This window comes from Pseudophaeobacter profundi (genome assembly GCF_029697505.1).
GTDB lineage: Bacteria > Pseudomonadota > Alphaproteobacteria > Rhodobacterales > Rhodobacteraceae > Pseudophaeobacter > Pseudophaeobacter profundi.
Genome location: NZ_JARJEF010000027.1, coordinates 1 through 16,340, shown reverse-complemented (window position 1 = coordinate 16,340; position 16,340 = coordinate 1). Strand labels below are relative to the sequence as shown.

At 57.1% G+C, this 16,340-nt stretch carries 10 protein-coding genes; 3 read left to right on the top strand and 7 right to left on the bottom strand.

The genetic code is table 11. The annotated features are described in order from the left end of the window. Positions 1–1,219 (bottom strand): cache domain-containing protein (locus P2081_RS20030; RefSeq protein ID WP_278924559.1); only part of this gene is annotated, 1,219 nt, incomplete at its 3' end. Between the two features lie 190 nt (positions 1,220–1,409). Continuing rightward, a complete protein-coding gene (gene pdxR, locus P2081_RS20025) occupies positions 1,410–2,828 on the bottom strand; it encodes a MocR-like pyridoxine biosynthesis transcription factor PdxR (protein ID WP_278924558.1) in 1,419 nt (472 codons plus the stop codon). Positions 2,829–3,208: 380 nt separating this feature from the next. Between pdxR and P2081_RS20020 the strand changes: the two genes are divergently transcribed. From P2081_RS20020 to P2081_RS20010, 3 genes are all read left to right on the top strand, one after another. After that, the gene (locus tag P2081_RS20020; RefSeq protein ID WP_278924557.1) at positions 3,209–4,510 is read left to right on the top strand and encodes an alpha/beta hydrolase family protein; all 1,302 of its coding nucleotides are present in this window, start codon (positions 3,209–3,211) and stop codon (positions 4,508–4,510) included. Positions 4,511–4,829: 319 nt separating this feature from the next. After that, on the top strand, positions 4,830–5,192 hold the full coding sequence (locus P2081_RS20015) for a hypothetical protein (RefSeq protein ID WP_278924556.1): 363 nt from the start codon (positions 4,830–4,832) through the stop codon (positions 5,190–5,192). Between the two features lie 137 nt (positions 5,193–5,329). Continuing rightward, entirely contained in the window at positions 5,330–7,519 is a 2,190-nt protein-coding gene (locus P2081_RS20010; RefSeq protein ID WP_278924555.1) for a M10 family metallopeptidase, read from the top strand. Between the two features lie 158 nt (positions 7,520–7,677). Here the strand turns inward: P2081_RS20010 and P2081_RS20005 are convergent, their stop codons facing one another. The 5 genes from P2081_RS20005 to P2081_RS19985 form a co-directional block, all read right to left on the bottom strand. Beyond that, positions 7,678–10,512, bottom strand: coding sequence for a DUF2339 domain-containing protein (locus P2081_RS20005; RefSeq protein ID WP_278924554.1), 2,835 nt, complete (start codon positions 10,510–10,512; stop codon positions 7,678–7,680). 258 nt (positions 10,513–10,770) lie between these two features. Next, a complete protein-coding gene (locus tag P2081_RS20000) occupies positions 10,771–11,142 on the bottom strand; it encodes a VOC family protein (protein WP_278924553.1) in 372 nt (123 codons plus the stop codon). Positions 11,143–11,285: 143 nt separating this feature from the next. Further along, positions 11,286–13,013, bottom strand: a complete 1,728-nt coding sequence (locus P2081_RS19995; RefSeq protein WP_278924552.1) for a methyl-accepting chemotaxis protein — start codon at positions 13,011–13,013, stop codon at positions 11,286–11,288. A gap of 235 nt (positions 13,014–13,248) precedes the next feature. Next, positions 13,249–14,025, bottom strand: coding sequence for a substrate-binding periplasmic protein (locus tag P2081_RS19990; protein ID WP_278924551.1), 777 nt, complete (start codon positions 14,023–14,025; stop codon positions 13,249–13,251). Positions 14,026–14,549: 524 nt separating this feature from the next. After that, a complete protein-coding gene (locus P2081_RS19985; RefSeq protein WP_278924550.1) occupies positions 14,550–15,986 on the bottom strand; it encodes a sensor histidine kinase in 1,437 nt (478 codons plus the stop codon). Between the last annotated feature and the right edge of the window lie 354 nt (positions 15,987–16,340).

Here is a 16,340-nt window from a genome sequence, read left to right as displayed (position 1 = left end):
CCGCGCTCTGCACCACCTCGCCGCTGATCTCTGCCTCTTTCTTGGCTGCCTCCATCGTCGCCTCGACGCTGCGCGCCCCTTCGGCGGCCGATTTGACGCTTGCGGTCAGCTCGTCCATCGCGGCGGCGGTTTCTTCCAGCGTCGCCGCCTGGCTTTCGGTACGATGCGACAGATCATCCGAAGCCTGGCTGATTTCAGCGGCTCCGTTGCGAATGGAGTTGGTCGCCTCGACCATTTTGGCCATTGTGCCGCTCAGGGTTTCGATCGTCTTGTTAAAGTCGGTGCGCAACTGGGCATAATCCGCCGGGAAGGCCTGACCGATTTTCACCGTCAGATCCCCCTGCGACAGCGCAGCCAGGCTGCGGCTCAGAGTTGAAACAACATCTGACTGCTCTGCTGCGCGGTCCGTTCGTTCCTGCTCCAGCTCTTTTTGACGAATCAGCGACTGCCGGAACACTTCCAGTCGGCGCGCCATATCGCCAATTTCGCTCTTGTTGCCGATTCCAGGGATGTCGGTCTCGGTGTCACCCTCTGCCATGCTGTGCATCCGGTCTTTGAGAGCGTTCACCGGCTTTGTCACACTGCGGGTGATCACGTTGGCACCAATCGCCAGGATCGCAAGGCTGATTGCCAGCGCGGTCATTGCCGTCCAGCGCATCGCATTCAATTCTTCTTCAATATCAGATACATATGCACCTGTTCCGATGACCCAACCCCAAGGAGCAAAGAGCTTCACATAGCCCATTTTTGCTTCCTGGATTTCAGAATCCGGTTTATTGAAATGGTAAATGACCGATCCTGCGCCATCGGCTTCGACAACCTTGGCGAATTCCTGGAAAATCAAGAGGCCATTCACATCTTCGTAGCTGGACTGGTCTTCACCGATCAATTGCTTTGCCACTGCGTGGGCACGCATCACGTTTTTATCATCATAGGCAAAGAAATAACCGGTCGCACCAAACCGCAACAGTTCAATCTCGGCCTTGCCCTGTTTCTGGGCTTCCTCAAGCGTCAGCTCGCCCGCCTGCACCTGCGCATCCAGATCCACAAGGATGCTGATCATTGCATCGGTCACACTGCCGAGCTCTTTTTCGCGCATGTCGTAGGCGTTTTCTACTGATCGCGACAATAATACAAAGGTCAAAACAGCGGCCAAACCAACGGCTAAGGCCGCCAGGGCATATATCCGTGTCGGCAATCGGAACAGGAGCTGTGGCATTTTGGATGGTCCTTTAAAACTTATGCTTCTGCTCTGCTTATGCCCGGTGTCCTAAGATTTCATTATTTCCACTTTCTGAAAGAACATTTCAGCGATACCAATAGATGCAATTATAACAAACACACCCGCGCCCCACTGGCGGCCCCTCTGCGTTGGGCTGTGGGTGGCTGCTGGCAGCCCTCCCCCAACCTCAGTCAAATAGCCGTTTCAGGATCAGCAGCCCCTGCTCAAGCTCAGCCTCGTTGTACCCGCAAAACCCCAATAAAAGCCCGTTATGGGCTATCGACGCCCCGGTCTGACGCTGCACAAACCCCGATAGCGCCTCAAGCGTCAGCCCCTGTGCGGCGGCGGCGGCGCAGATGTCGCGATCCCGCTGGTTGCAGGTCAGATGGAACACCACCTGCATGCCCGCCTGATGATCATGGCAAAACCCATAGGCGCCAAAATCCTGCGCCAGCCTCGACAACAGATAGCGACGGCGCTCGGCATAGACCCGGCGCACCCGGCGCAGGTGGCGATAAAACTCTCCGCTGGCGATAAAATCTGCCAGCGGCTGCTGTGGCATACTGCTGGCCAAGGGGCCAAAGCGCTGGATGCTGTGTTGAAACACCTGCACCAACGATTCCGGCAGGATCAAATAGCCAAGGCGCAGCGCGTTGGAAAAGATCTTGGAAAAACTGCCAATGTAGAGGCTGCGCTGCAACCGATCAAACCCTGCCATCGCCGGGATGGGGCGGCCCGCGTAGCGGAACTCGCTGTCGTAGTCATCTTCTATGATCCAGGCATCCGTTTCGCGGGCCCATTGGAGGAACTCCATTCGGCGCGCAGGCGACATCGCGCCACCCAGCGGAAATTGATGCGAAGGGGTCAGAATGGCCAGACGTGCGGCAGCGGATCGGCTCGGCAGAATCGCACCGCTATCGTCCAGACGCAGATAGTCTGCCCTCAACCCCTGCGCGGTGACAAAATGCGACAAGGGTGGATAGCCGGGATCCTCCAGCGCCACCCTGTCGCCCGCCACTGCCAGCGCATGCAGGCAGATCGACAAGGCATCGGTGGCACCGGCGGTGACGATCACCTGCTCTGGTCGGGCGGAAATCCCGCGCCATTCCGCAACATGGTCGCAAATCGCCTGCCGCAGCGCCCAGGCACCAAAGCCACCGGTGCCATGAAACATCGCCTGCGGATCAGCGCGGCAAACCCGCGCCACCGTCTTGGCCCATTGCCGATAGGGAAACAGCCACATATCCGGGGTGCCCGCACGAAACGGGCGCGACGTCGGCATCTCTTGCGGGGGCGAAGCAAGGTCCTGGTCAGCGCTGACGCCGCTTTGCTGGGGCAGCTCCACCTCTCCCACCGCGCACAGACGATAGCCCGACCCTTGCTGGCTGCTCAAATAACCCTCGGCCACCAGCTGTTCATAAGCGGTGACAACGGTAGAGCGCGACACCCCAAGTTCTGTTGCGAAGACCCGCGTTGGTGGCAATTTGCTACCCAGCCCCATGGCACCAGAGGCAGCCCGCGCGCGAATGGCACTGCAGATCTGTTCAAACACTGGCGTGCCCGATGACCGATCAATGGAAAATCCCAGCCAGGGTGTTTGCGTCATTGGTGGGCGTCCTTCCAGATTGGTAGGTTTAAATATGTCCAGTTCTGACAATAGTGTTCAACCAAAAAAAGGTTAATCAGCACAGATCCCCTAGAGACTGGCGCAAACGGTTTTAGAAGAGCCCAATCAGAGACCAGATATTTCCCACTCTGCACCATCTTGCCCGCCTCTGCGGCCAAGGACACCGCCCGGCAATAACGCTGCGTTTTTGCCGCAGCAGCCGCCACAAACTCTTGACCCAAGCCCGTGCTGGCTCGTCATCTATCATGGCTGCAGCAGCGAACCTGTTACATTGCGCTCCTATTGCTGGCGCCAGTCCCACCCTGCCCACCCCTCGGGCGCTTTGGGGTATTCGACAAGAACAAATTGAGAGAACAAACATGTCCAACAAGATCCGCGCCGCCGGGATTGGTCTGGCCCTGGCCGCAACCAGCCTGCCATCTCTGGCACTGGCCGAAAACCGCATTGACCGTATTCGCCCCGACGCACCAGAGCTGGCCGCCTTTGGCGCCTATCCCATCGGGGTACGGACCTTGGAATTCACCAATCCGGGGCAGCACGACATCCTCAATACCACCGACGCGGCGCAGCCGCTGTATGATCGCGACATCACCGTTGAAGTCTGGTACCCCGCCGCTGTCGGCACCGAGGCAGGCGGCAGCTATCAGGCCATTCTGCGGGATGGCAAAACCGAAGTGACGTTAACAGGCCGTGCCGCCCGTGATGCCACCCCGGCAAGCGGAGAGCGCTTTCCAATGGTGGTGATTTCGCATGGCTACCCCGGCAATCGTTATCTGCTGTCCCATCTTGGGGAAAACCTTGCCACCAAGGGCTATGTCACCGTCTCGATTGATCACCGCGACAGCACCTATTCAGATCAGGCTGCCTTTGGCTCTACCCTGCTGAACCGTCCACTGGACCAACGGTTTGTCATTGATCAAATGGCAGCATTGGTGGGGCCCCTGGGTGCCATTATCAATACCGACCAGACCGGGGTCATCGGTTATTCCATGGGTGGCTATGGCGCGCTGGTCTTTGCAGGGGCTGGTGTGACCGAAGCCTCGACCCAATATAGCTGGGGCACCCCCGCCGGTTTGCTGGCCCGCCACCAGGCTGGGTCTGACAGCCACGCGGCGTTGATTGATCCGCGGGTGAAAGCCGTGGTTGCGATTGGTCCCTGGGGCATGAACACCGGCTTCTGGGATGCCACCGGCCTGGCTGGCATCAACAAGCCGCTATTGATGATGGCCGGCAGTGTCGACGATGTTTCGGTCTATGCGGCCATGCGCCAGATCTTTGAAGGCGCGGTCAATACCAGCCGCCATCTGCTGACCTTTGAAAACGCCAACCACAACGCCGCCGCCCCCATGCCCGCCCCGATCGAAAGCTGGGACCCGGTGGACCATCTGGATTTCATCCCCTTTGAGCACTACGCCGATGCTGTTTGGGATACCAACCGGATGAACAATATCACCCAGCATTTTGCCACCGCATTCATGGGGCTGCATCTCAAGGCAGAGGACGACAAGGCCAGCTATCTGGAACTGGTAGCAAATGCCGCTGACGGGGTTATCTCCAAGGATGACACCGGCAAGGAGCAGGCCGATCACAGCTATTGGAAAGGCTTTGCACCGCGCACGGCAGCAGGCCTTCGCTTTGAAACACTGGCAGCCGACCAGTAACCGCGAGCGATGAAACAGGCCTTCTCTCCGACACATATCAACCCAGCCGGGCTGATCTTGTTGGGGAGAGGCATTTTGCGCAGGCTGGCAAAGCTCACATCGGCTCGGCCTTTAGACGGGTGTTTTACCTATTTTCGGGTTCCGGCATAATTTTGCCCAAATAATGCCCTCCAAATCACCATAATCTTAAACTATTTGATAATGAACCTGAAGATTTGTGAAGACTGGCCCGGCCCCACCCTGAGTAAAACTATTGCTTCGATTTATACCTGTCCTTCATCCCCTTGCTGCTGCCCTTGTTTTTAGCGTGGTCTCTCCTGTGTCCAGTAAAGAATTGCCGAAAGTCCTGTTCCAGTGTGATTTTGAACAGCACCCTTCAATCTGCAAAGCCCTGGTGGAGGCGCTTAAAAGCAAAACGCCGGAACTGGATCTGACACTAGCAGATATCAGCGCCCCGTCCGGCACTGAAATAGCCGATCACTTCTCGGGTTTGACCCTTCGCTATCTTGAACAAAGTCGCACCAAAGATCGGCTCTCTGGACAACTGGTTTGGCAAGATCAAGAGGGCCAACGTGTGGACGGCCCCTTGTTGGAGTTATCAATCATGGACAGTAAATTAGAGGGTCATAACCTGACACCTTTTGCACATGCTTTGATTGAGGTCTCTGACCTGCCGATATAGAAATCCCGCCATATAGCCCGGTCTCTGCGACCGGAAAATCAATATTGTAGTAAATATAGAGAATTGCCTTATGCCTGCCAGCACCGACAGCCAGACCCTTTCAACTCCCGTGACTTCAGCCCGGTCAGGAGAGTTCCATGTGTGAGTTTTGTGGCAACCGCGATCATCGCCTCTTTGTTGAAGACACGACACATACGCCCACCGTGGAAACAAGCTATGCGACCAAGCCAACAAACACCGTTGACGAGATCGCCGACTATCTGACAACTGGCTACTGGGAAGCCAACGGTGGTGCAAAACGCTCCTTCAGCGAGTCGACTGGAGACGAACTCAGTGTAAATCTGACCGGTTTGACGGCCTCTGCCAAGGCAGTCGCGCGACAAGCTCTGGAAGCCTGGGAAGCGGTTTCCGGATTGAAATTTGTCGAAACCACATCGAGCATCGTGGATATCAGTTTTGACGACACAGACCAAAGGGGGGCCTATGCCCAATCCTCCGTGTATTCATCAGGTGACATCTACAGATCATGGGTTAATATTCCCACGTGGTGGGGCGCCAATGCAGACTACTATCTGCAGACCTATATCCACGAAATAGGCCATGCTCTTGGCCTGGGGCACGCTGGTCTCTACAATGGCACCGGGACCTATGAAGACGATGCGGAATATGCCAACGACAGCTGGCAGATGAGCATCATGTCCTATTTCTCACAGTATGAGGCCACAGCGGTTGATGCCGATTTTGCCTATGTCTACACGCCCCAGATCGCCGACATTGCCGCCATTCAGGATCTCTATGGCGTCCCGACCAATGTGGAAACCGGCAATACCACCTATGGCGATGGCAACAGCACCGGTCGCAGTATCATGGATATGGACCACAGCTATGCCTTCACTATTGTGGACAGTGGCGGCATCGATACCATCAATCTGGGTTCGCGCAGCTACAACCAGAACCTAAGCCTGGTGGTCGACAGCTTTTCCGATTTGAACGGCAAGGTCGGAAACTTTGCCATTGGCCGCGGCACAGTCATTGAAAACGCCATCACCGGCTCTGGCAATGATACCATCACCGGCAATGCGGCAGACAACTATCTGCAAAGCGGCAGCGGGAACGATACGCTGATCGGTGGCGCTGGCAATGATACCCTGGTGGGCGGTAGCGGAGATGACCTCTACTATGTCGATGCCAGCACTGACCGGATTGTAGAAAACAGTGGCGAAGGCCAGGATCATGTCGAGGCCTCCACCAGCTTTGCGCTTCGCAACAGCAGCAACAACATCGAAACGCTGACCCTGACCGGGACAGGCGATTTTTCTGGTGTCGGGAATGGGCGCAAGAACACAATTACCGGCAATAGCGGCAACAACCTGCTGAACGGCGCCTGGGGCAATGACACACTGATTGGCGGCGCAGGCAACGACACCTTCAAGGACGGCGCGGGCAAGGACCGGATGATCGGCGGCACCGGCAATGACACCTATTATGTTGATCATGCCTTGGACCAGGTGCGTGAACAGCAAGGCGAAGGAATAGATCTGATAAAGGCGGGCATGTCAGTTGCGCTGCGCGACCTTAGCAATCATGTAGAGAACCTGACCCTGACAGGCACCGGCGACATCGACGGCACTGGCAATGGCCGCAAAAACGTGATTGCGGGCAATAGCGGCAACAACCTGCTGAACGGTGCCTGGGGCGATGACACGCTGCTTGGCGGCGCAGGCAACGATACCTTCCAGGATGACAACGGCAACGACCAAATGGCGGGAGGCACCGGTAACGATACCTACTATATCGACAGCCTTGGTGATCGGATCGTCGAAACGAAGGGCAATGGCACCGATCATGTGATTTCATCGGTAAGCATTGCACTGCGGGACCTCAGCCAGAACCTGGAAAGCCTAACCCTTTCCGGCAGCGCAGATATTGATGGCACCGGGAATGGCGGCGCAAACGTGATCACCGGCAACAGCGGCAACAACCTGCTGAACGGCGCCTGGGGCGATGACACGCTGATTGGCGGTGCGGGGAATGACACCCTGAATGACGATGGTGGCAATGAGGTGCTGACTGGCGGCAGTGGCGCCGATGTCTTTGTCTTTTCCGGAAGTTTTGGCACCGATACCATCACCGATTTTGACACCACCGAAACCGGCGAGATCATTTCACTGGCGGGTGTCAGCGGCATAAGTAGCTACGATGACCTGGTGAACAATCACCTCAGCGAAGTGGGCGGCGATGCGATCATCAGCGATGGTCTCGGCAATAGCGTGATGCTCACCGGTGTTGGAATAGCGGACCTCACGGCCGACGACTTTCTGTTCTAGCCCCCCGCGAGCGCTTGCCCCCCTACGGCGTTGGCATCTGCGGGCAGTTTTCACCCAGAACATATAAAAGGCGGGCCAATATGGCCCGCCTTTATGCATGGAATGCCCCTGTCGCAAGGCGCATATAATCAAAGGGACAGCTCCGCCCCAGCCCCCACCTAGTTGGCAGGGTCTGCGTTGCCTTTTGGTCGCTTTTGCCACTGGGCATTCATCACCCGATTCAACCAGGCAAGCCCCACCAATGCCAACCCAAGCCCCATAAAGGAAAACACCCGCATCAACCCGGAAAGCCCACTCATATCCACCAGGAACACCTTGGCGATAGTCAACACCACCCCTGCCATGGCCAGCTTGCGCAACAGGTCAGAGCGCCGCCAGAACGCCAGGATCAGCCCGCCTGCCGAGGCCAGCAACAGCGCGACGGTGTAAGAATACAGCTCTGGATCACTGACGCCCGGCAGGCTCAGGTCGTCGCCCTGCCAGAACCGGCGGATCTCTAGGCTGACATAATAGGCGCCCAGGGCACTGGCCAGAACCGCGCAGGCCCGGCGCAGCCAGCCCCACCGCCCCGGCAACCGTAGGGCGGCACCGGCAAAGACGGCAGCCAACGGCAGATATGCCGCTGCAAGGCTATCAAAGATCAAGGGGCCTGCGGTGAACTCTGCATAGGAAAACAGCGGATTGGCAAAGACAAACAGCGCCAGAATGCTGCCCAGGGCAGCAAGCCCATAGCCCAGCGCCAATACCCCGCGCAGCACTGTCGATACCCGACCGCTCAAGGAAATCCGGTAGATCTGGTTCATCAGACAGGCTGTCCAGACCGTCGCCAAGAGCCCCATGCCAGCATGGCCATGGCGCATCTCTTCCGGCAGCAGGCGCAGGATCAGCACGCTCAGGAAAACTGCCGCCAGGGTCACGGCAGCGCTTTCCAGTACCAGCGCGGTCTTTTCCCGGCGTCCCCGCGCCAGCCGCCAGCCAAGGCCCAAGAGGCCAAGGCTGCCCAGATAGGCGAGCAGGACCTGCCACAGAGGCGTTACATAGCGCCAATCCTGGTCGATATAGTCGCGATCAAGCGCCCAGAACACGCCGGGGTCCAGCACCAGCCGATAGGTGATCACAGCGACCCCCAACTGCACAAAGACCGCCAGGGTCGGCAGATCGTATTTACGATCGATCACAACCACCAGCACCACCATGACCGCCAGCGCCAATGTCAGCGCCGATTTTGACAGGACAAGGAACAAGGCAAAGGCGATAAGGGTCAGCGCGGCAATGGCGAACAGCGCCACCCGCAGTGCAGGCTTTGCCACCTGCGGCCCGCGTGCGCAGCGCTCTGCGCCAAAGGTCATTCCCGCCGCCAGTAGCAGCGCCGCCAGCGCCCAGGTGTAGGTGCCATGGATCACTACCGGGGCCCAGGTGAACTCCACCACCAGCATCAGGCTCGGCGCAAAGACCGCCGCACAAACGGCCCAATAGATCGCCCGATCGACTTCTGTCTCCGCCTCGGGTCGCAGGCTCCACTGCATCCGCAGATAGGCCAAGGCAGAGCCAAGCGCGCCAATTGCCATCAATACCCAGATGGTTTGCGGTGGCGCTGTTTCAGGCGGGCGCTGCAGGGCGGCGTGAAACTCTTGCAGCAGCGGGCCTGCATTGAAGCCCTCATTCAGGATCAACGCCAGAATGGCCAGCCCCGGCAGCAGAGCGTGATCAAACAGCGCCACCGCCTGGCGCATCCAGATCAGTGTTGCCAGCAGCAGCAGCACCAAGATACCCAGCGCAAAAACCACCTCTGCCGCTTGATCCGCCTGCACCGCCACCAAAAGCGCTGCGCCGCTCACCGCGCCAGTCACACAGGCCGAAATCCGGGTGGGAAATTCAGGATACATCCGCGCGCCCACACCAAACTGGAAAATCTGCACCACGGCCCGCCCCGCATGGCGCGGAAACAGGCTGCGCTCTGGCACGATGACCCCGGCGGCGGCAATCACCATCAGCCCGGCCAGGAAATGTGGTGCCTCCCCTCCCGCCAAATACAGCAGGCAAGCGGCGCTGATCGGGGCCAGCAGAGCAAGCCCGGAAATCCAGGCCCAGCGCTTGATGGTATCCACCCCAAGCCCGACCACGGAAATCAGCGCAAAATAATAGTAGAGCATCCAGGGAGCCTGGGATTGCCCCCCCACCAGAAACGGAGCCAGACAGGCCCCAAGGATCCCCAGCGCGGTCAAAAACGCGCCGTAGAACCAGCCCAGCACCAGCGCCAGCACCGACACCAGGCACAGGGCGGCAAACCCCATTCCCGGCTCAACCAACCCGTATAGAATGCGGGCCGACAGCACCCCGGCAAACAGGGTGACCAGGCCCGCGCCTGCCAAGGCAGAGGCCAGATGCTGCGCCGCCCCTTCGGTTTCGTCCCCGACACGACGCCGAATGACTTCACCGCCGACCACCAGCGCCACACCAAAGCCCAGAGCCGCCATTACCCGCCAGAACGGCGTCAACAGACCGTTCTCGACACCGTATTGCACCATAAAGACACCCGCCAGCGCCAGCGAGGCTGCCCCCGCCACCAGCACCCAATTGTCACGCATCCATTGCACCAGCAGCGCCAGACGGTCCTGCCGCAACACAAAGGCCCGCGGCGGCACCGCCTCGTCTGGGGGCTGCACGTCCAATTGTCGTATCTCTGACTTTGATGCTTCAGACGGCTTTTCTGGTACCTGTGCCTCTGGCATGGGCTTGCGCTCGCCCCAGGGCAGTCCTGATTTGATGGCGGCCTGATCGCCCGGCGCAGTCGGTGGGTCAGCAAGCTCAGCAACAGGCGGGGAAACCAGTGCATCCTTTGCAGACCCCGGCGGCGCCATCTGCGCTGCGACCCTGGCCTCCAGGGCGCGCACCTGCGCCTTTAGCCGCATATGTGAAATCAACAGATAAGGCACGCCAAGCAGAAAAATAAGGCTTAGCAGCCCCAGAAGAACCAGACCAAAATCTAACATCTAAGGATCGTTTCAATGAGACAGAATTGTACGCAAGCTAGGCGAAAGACCACGAACAGGCAAGCAAGCCCACCGCTGACCTCTGCCCAGCTGGCCGGCCCCAGTTCCGATCACTGTCGCTGCACAGGAGCCCCCCAGAAAACAGCCGAATGAGGCCCGCGTAGAAACAAGAAAGGCCTCACCGCTTGCGCCGTGAGACCTGGTACTTCACTGCCAAAGACCGCTGGGTTTCAAACCCCGGCAGGACAAATCGATCACCTAGCCAAAGACATAAAAAGTCATCTTGTTGCCATCCGGGTCGCGCACATAGGCGCCATAAAACCGATCAGGAATACGTTGCCCTGGCGCTCCGTCACAGGTAGCCCCCAAAGAAATCGCCTTGGCATAGAGCGCATCCGCTTCTTCTTTGCTCTGCGCAGCAAAGGCCAGCATATTTCCATTGCCTGGCTGCGGATCCTTGCCATCATAGGGCAGACAGACCGAAATCATCGGTTCTTTTGGGGTAGCACCAATCATGGCAATGCGCCCAGCATCGATGATTACCTTTGCCCCGCGTTCTGCAAAAAGATCGCAATAAAACGCCTTGGCTTTCTCCATATCGGTGACGCCGACGGTTACATATCCAATCATCTGTTTTCCTTTTTATCTTCAACCAATAGGAAAACAGGCTTCGGTGCAGGTCAAGCCATCAAAAGAGTAACGCCCCGTCCCACAGGCTGGGAACGAGGCGTTGCCGATACCCCCGAGGAGGACCATCAAAGATCCGCAGGATCTTAACCGGCCAACCGCTCCGGATCAAAACTATCCATGCCAAAATCATCCGTGCCATATGCGCCACAGCTCGCATCCGCGTTCAGGCCCGCCCTGGCTGTGCCCGGTGCAGAAGGCTTCAACCCCGCCACCAGATCGGCCAGTTCCGACGCCGCTTGCTGCAGCCTTTTGCCCTGATCACTGGATTTCAACACCATGCTGGCATTTTGCTGGGTCACCCGGTCCAGTTCGATCATCCCGGCGTTGATTTCGGAAATGGTGGAGGCCTGTTCGCCAGAAGAGGCTGCGATCTGGGTGATCAGCGTCGACACCGACTGAATTTTCGCGATGATATGCTCCAGCGACCGGCCCGCCTCATCCACCAGTTCAACCCCAACTTTGACCTTTTCAGAGCTGGCATGAATGAGATCACGGATTTCATTGGCAGAGGTGGCGGATTTCAGCGCCAAAGAGCGCACTTCGGAAGCAACAACCGCAAAGCCACGGCCAACTTCGCCAGCCCTTGCGGCTTCGACGCCTGCGTTCAGTGCCAAGAGGTTGGTTTGAAAAGAGATATCATCAATCACGCTGTTGATAGCCGAAATCTTCTCGGAGGATTCGTCGATTTCCTTCATCGCCTGCACCGTGCGCTTTACGATGTCACCACTGCGCAGCGCTTCTTCAGAGGTCTCGGAAATGGTGCCTTCGACCTCTCGTGTCTGGGTTGTCGCATTGCGCACGTTCGAGGTGATGCTGTCCAGGGCTGCTGCTGTCTCTTCCAGCGTGGCCGCCTGGTTTTCCGTTCGCCGGGATAGATCATCCGTCCCGGAAGCCATTTCACCAATCTGCTGATCCATCTGCGAAATTGTAACCAAAACCCGACCGATCAGATCATCCAGCGTTTCCGCCGTTTGATTGAAATCAGACCGCAGCGCCGTGTATTCCGGGCTCATTTCTTTTTCGATGCGATAGGACAGATTGCCCTTGGACAGGTTGTTCAACCCGTTTGCCAGTTCTTGCACAACTCCGGCCTGCTCGGCGGCGGCAGCCTTGGAGGTTGCCTCCATCTCGGCATTGGCGCGCATGGCCTCGACAAATTCCACCACCGCCGCGGCCAGGCGGCCCAGCTCATCCCGGCGGCGTTTTTCCGGTACGGGGCTTTCAGTATCCCCACCGCGCAGCGTATCAATACGATCGACAATTCGGTCCAGCGGCCGCGTCACAGAAGCGGCCGACAGATAGACGATCACCCCGATCAACAGACATACCGCAAGGCCGATGATGGCCGATTGTAGATACAGCGAAGACACCGTGTCGCTAATGGTGCCATTATGAAATCCCATGACCATCTGGCCAACTGTGGTTCCGTCGGCCAGCACCACGGGAAACTTGACATAGACCACCTGATTGATCTCGGCGGTGCTTTCAGGGCTTTCATCTGCCAAAAGGTTGGCGATTTGCTCTTTCAGCTCTTCGCGGCGTGCCTCGTCGACAAAGACTTCGGCAAAACTGCCGCCATCGACAACCACCTCGGCAAAGAGCGCGTTATCCATTTCTGCCACGCCCTGAATGGCGCCCATGGCCGCATCGCTGTTGAAGTCCCACACCGCTGCTGCGACGGGGGGCACAACAAATCTCTGCGCCAATTGTATCTCTTCATCAAAGGCATCCATCAAGGCATTGCTGTGCTTGGATGCCCAAAAAACCGTATAGGCAAAATTCGACAGAACAATGCATGCCAAGATTGGCAACAACAATTTCTTCTTGATGGACATACTCAAGAATCGTTTTAGATGTCCCGACATGTTTTGCTCCAGTTGATTAAACGGCTTGTCGTGTTTTCGCGTCCTCCTGATCGAAGGCAATTGCCCCCTGCCAGGTCCGCCTGGCCAGATCCGCAGGAAAACCAGGGGATCACAGGTGACCTGGCGAGGATGCCGCCGTTTGCTGGCCCGCCTTTGGCGACCAGAAAACGGCGGCATTCAGTTAGTAGGACATGTAGTTGCCCTCGAGGGCATCGCGATATTTGTCTGTCCATTTCGTATTGATCTCAGCAATGGTGCCTGCGGCTTCCAGTTCGGCAAAGCAGCGATCAAAATCTGCTGCCATGGCCGGATCACGAAAGCTCATCGCGTATGGGCTGGGTTCGAAAATGGCCCGGAATTCGATCGGTTGGCTTGCATCCACACCGGCAGATGTGCCCGCTTCCTGCAGCTGACGCGCGAATTCGGCAAAGAGCATACCATCGCCCAAGATGCCATCAACACGCTTGCCATAGAGAAGCTTGCTTTGGGTTTTCTGGTCCGCCATTTCGCGGTAGGTTTTGAACGCCTCGGTGCTGCCCGACAGACCCGGAACGATATTGCTAGCGCCTTCAAAGGCCACGATATTCCAGCCATCCAGATCCGACAGGGTCGCGGCTTCATGCTCGGAAGAGGTCAGGTATGACACACCATTTTGATAGGACACATAGGATTGTGTCTGGGTACCAGAGGTTGGCATGCCAACCGGAACGGTCGAAACAGCGTCGCCGGTGCCGCTTTCAAAAGACTGCCAATGACGGGTGAAAGGCTGCACAACAAAGACCGTAGTATGCCCGCATTGCCCCAGAACGGCCGAGATGATTTCAGCTTCACGCCCGGTTCCGTCCTGGTTGACCATCGGGGGCAAATCACCCGCCAATACGGTCACTTCATCCGCCATTGCTGGGCTGGACAGAATGACAAGTGACGCCGATACGGTCGCTGCAATTCCAAACTTCATATCTTGCTCCTGAAAGAATTTCTTCTGCACAAGAGCATTTGTTTCTTAATACCCGATTACCTCTGCCCATCCCTGCTCTGGTCATTGCCAGCGCTTCGCGATTTTGGCACCCGCCTATTTTGTTCCGACCTCAATAAAAGCAAACTGCTGCTGCCAAGGCGATTGCAGGGGCCGCGCAATACGCCGACTGCCAAGGCCCCATCAATACAGTCAAGCGACTGAAAAAAATCACTTTCATCATTTCGCCACCACGCATTTCTGACGGAAACACGACAGGAAGCACCGCAGGATTTGTCTTTTGAGGTCGGTCTTTTATGCTGCTGGACGGCTTGGTCGCGGCTCTGACATGCTTGCAGCTGGCGGAAAAATCGCATCGTTTGAAGAAGGCCGCTAAAATGCCATATATATTTGGGCCGATTTTCGGCCCGCAGGACAGGCAGGACAGCCGGTATCAAGCCCTATCCTGTCACCGTCGATGCGCCTCTACCCTCAGCAGAAAGTGACTGCTCTTGCCTGTTGCGCCCCTATCCCGGCAGATATCTGTGCGCGACTTCTTTCACCACGGACTTGTCGGGTTGATTAATCGGCCAACGAAAGCTGAAAGTGCTGCCCGCCCCTTCCGCCGATCTAAGGCTGATGTCTTCACCAAATTGCTGCGTCAGTTTTTCAATGATCGCCAGCCCTAGGCCGCTGCCTTCAATCCGGTCGCGTGGCTTTAGCCTTTTGAACATTTCAAACACCTCTCCATGAAAGCGCTCATCAATCCCCGGCCCGTCATCGCAAACAGAGAAGAGGTATCTGCCCTCTTCTTCCTGTACCGACACAGTCACAGTGCCATCTTCGCGGTCGTGATGCTTGACCGCATTGTTCAGCAGGTTTGAAAAGATCTGCATCAGCGGCATGCGGTGCAGTTCGATCTCTGCAAATTTGCGGTCCACATTGATCACAAAACCTTCGGGGACATCCGTGAGAAGCAGGGCCTCTTCGATCAACTTGTTGCCGACGATTTTCTGATCATACCGCACGTCTTCGCCCTGACCGATACGAGCATAGGCCAGCAGATCATCCAATAGTCTCTCCATACGGGCGACTCGGTTGCGCATAAGTTGCAGGTTTTCAGCGCTTTCAGGATCCATCACATCAGCCAGGTCTTCCTCTAGCCAGCCTGACACATTGTCGATCACCCGCAGTGGGGCCTTCAGGTCATGCGAGGCCATATAGGCAAATTGATCCAGATCCCGGTTAGAACGCGATAGTTTTTGGATCATTTCCTCTCGCTCTTGCTCTGCCTCTTTGTGCTTTGAAATATCGCGCACGACCCCGCAAAATAGCCGTTGACCACTGGTCGACACCTCGGTCACCGACAGGTCGATCGGAAAGGTGGATCCATCCCGACGCTGGCCCCTGACCTCGCGCCCGATGCCAATGATTTTACGGATGCCGGTGCGGCGATAGTTGCTCAGATATGTGTCATGTTCACGCTGATAAGGTTCGGGCATCAGCATCTTGATGTTGTGGCCGATCACCTCTTCGGCGGTAAAACCGAACATCTTGCCACAGGCCGCGTTGTAGCTCTCGACGATGCCGTCATCGCGGATCGTGATAATGCCATCCAAGGCACTGGCCAGCACCGCCTGCAGGTTGCCTTCGCTCACTTCACGCGACAGGGCCATCTTCTTTTGCGCGTAGATGATAAAGGCTGCGACCCAGATCACAAAGACCGACAGCGCACGGTTCAGCTGCACGATGACCAGATCGACCCGGATATCGTTAATGTACCAATAACCGGCTCCGATCAGGCAAGTCGCCACAGCCGCAAAAACAAAAGATGTCTTGGTGTGTTGCCACCAAAACGCCGTCAGCACAAACAGCGCATAGAGAACACCGGCCGCCACCCCCAATGGTGTCAGGAAATCAAAGGCCATGCCGGTGACGACGCTCAGACAAGAGACCAGCAGCATTTTGCCATCCCTAGGCATCAAATTACTGAACCGGCTGCTCTTTCTACTTACTGGCACCATCGAAAACCTCCGCCACTACCACCTGAGAGTGCGCCTGTGCACCGCTTTAGCCTACAGAGAATTCTCTTACTGACAATGCCGAGACACCACCGCATCCCTTGCAGTTTGCAAGATAAGCGCAGCAGAGATGCCCATGGCGTACCCTCTGGGAACCAGTGTTTTGCACTTGCTCGTTGACCTGAGCCCCAAGTTTCCTCCACCTAGCGGAGAGTCCTTGGGGTTGGTTTGATGGCCCTACGCGGCCAGTTTGTCCATCGTTCTTTTCTCAGCAAATTCTCTGGGCGTCAGGTTTCC

Bases quoted from the DNA above. Each gene is read 5' to 3' on its own strand.
- pdxR (WP_278924558.1), bottom strand. From the start codon at position 2,828: ATGACGCAAACACCCTGGCTGGGATTTTCCATTGATCGGTCATCGGGC.
- P2081_RS20020 (WP_278924557.1), top strand. From the start codon at position 3,209: ATGTCCAACAAGATCCGCGCCGCCGGGATTGGTCTGGCCCTGGCCGCA.
- P2081_RS20010 (WP_278924555.1), top strand. From the start codon at position 5,330: ATGTGTGAGTTTTGTGGCAACCGCGATCATCGCCTCTTTGTTGAAGAC.
- P2081_RS20005 (WP_278924554.1), bottom strand. From the start codon at position 10,512: ATGTTAGATTTTGGTCTGGTTCTTCTGGGGCTGCTAAGCCTTATTTTT.
- P2081_RS20000 (WP_278924553.1), bottom strand. From the start codon at position 11,142: ATGATTGGATATGTAACCGTCGGCGTCACCGATATGGAGAAAGCCAAG.
- P2081_RS19990 (WP_278924551.1), bottom strand. From the start codon at position 14,025: ATGAAGTTTGGAATTGCAGCGACCGTATCGGCGTCACTTGTCATTCTG.
- P2081_RS19985 (WP_278924550.1), bottom strand. From the start codon at position 15,986: ATGCTGCTGGTCTCTTGTCTGAGCGTCGTCACCGGCATGGCCTTTGAT.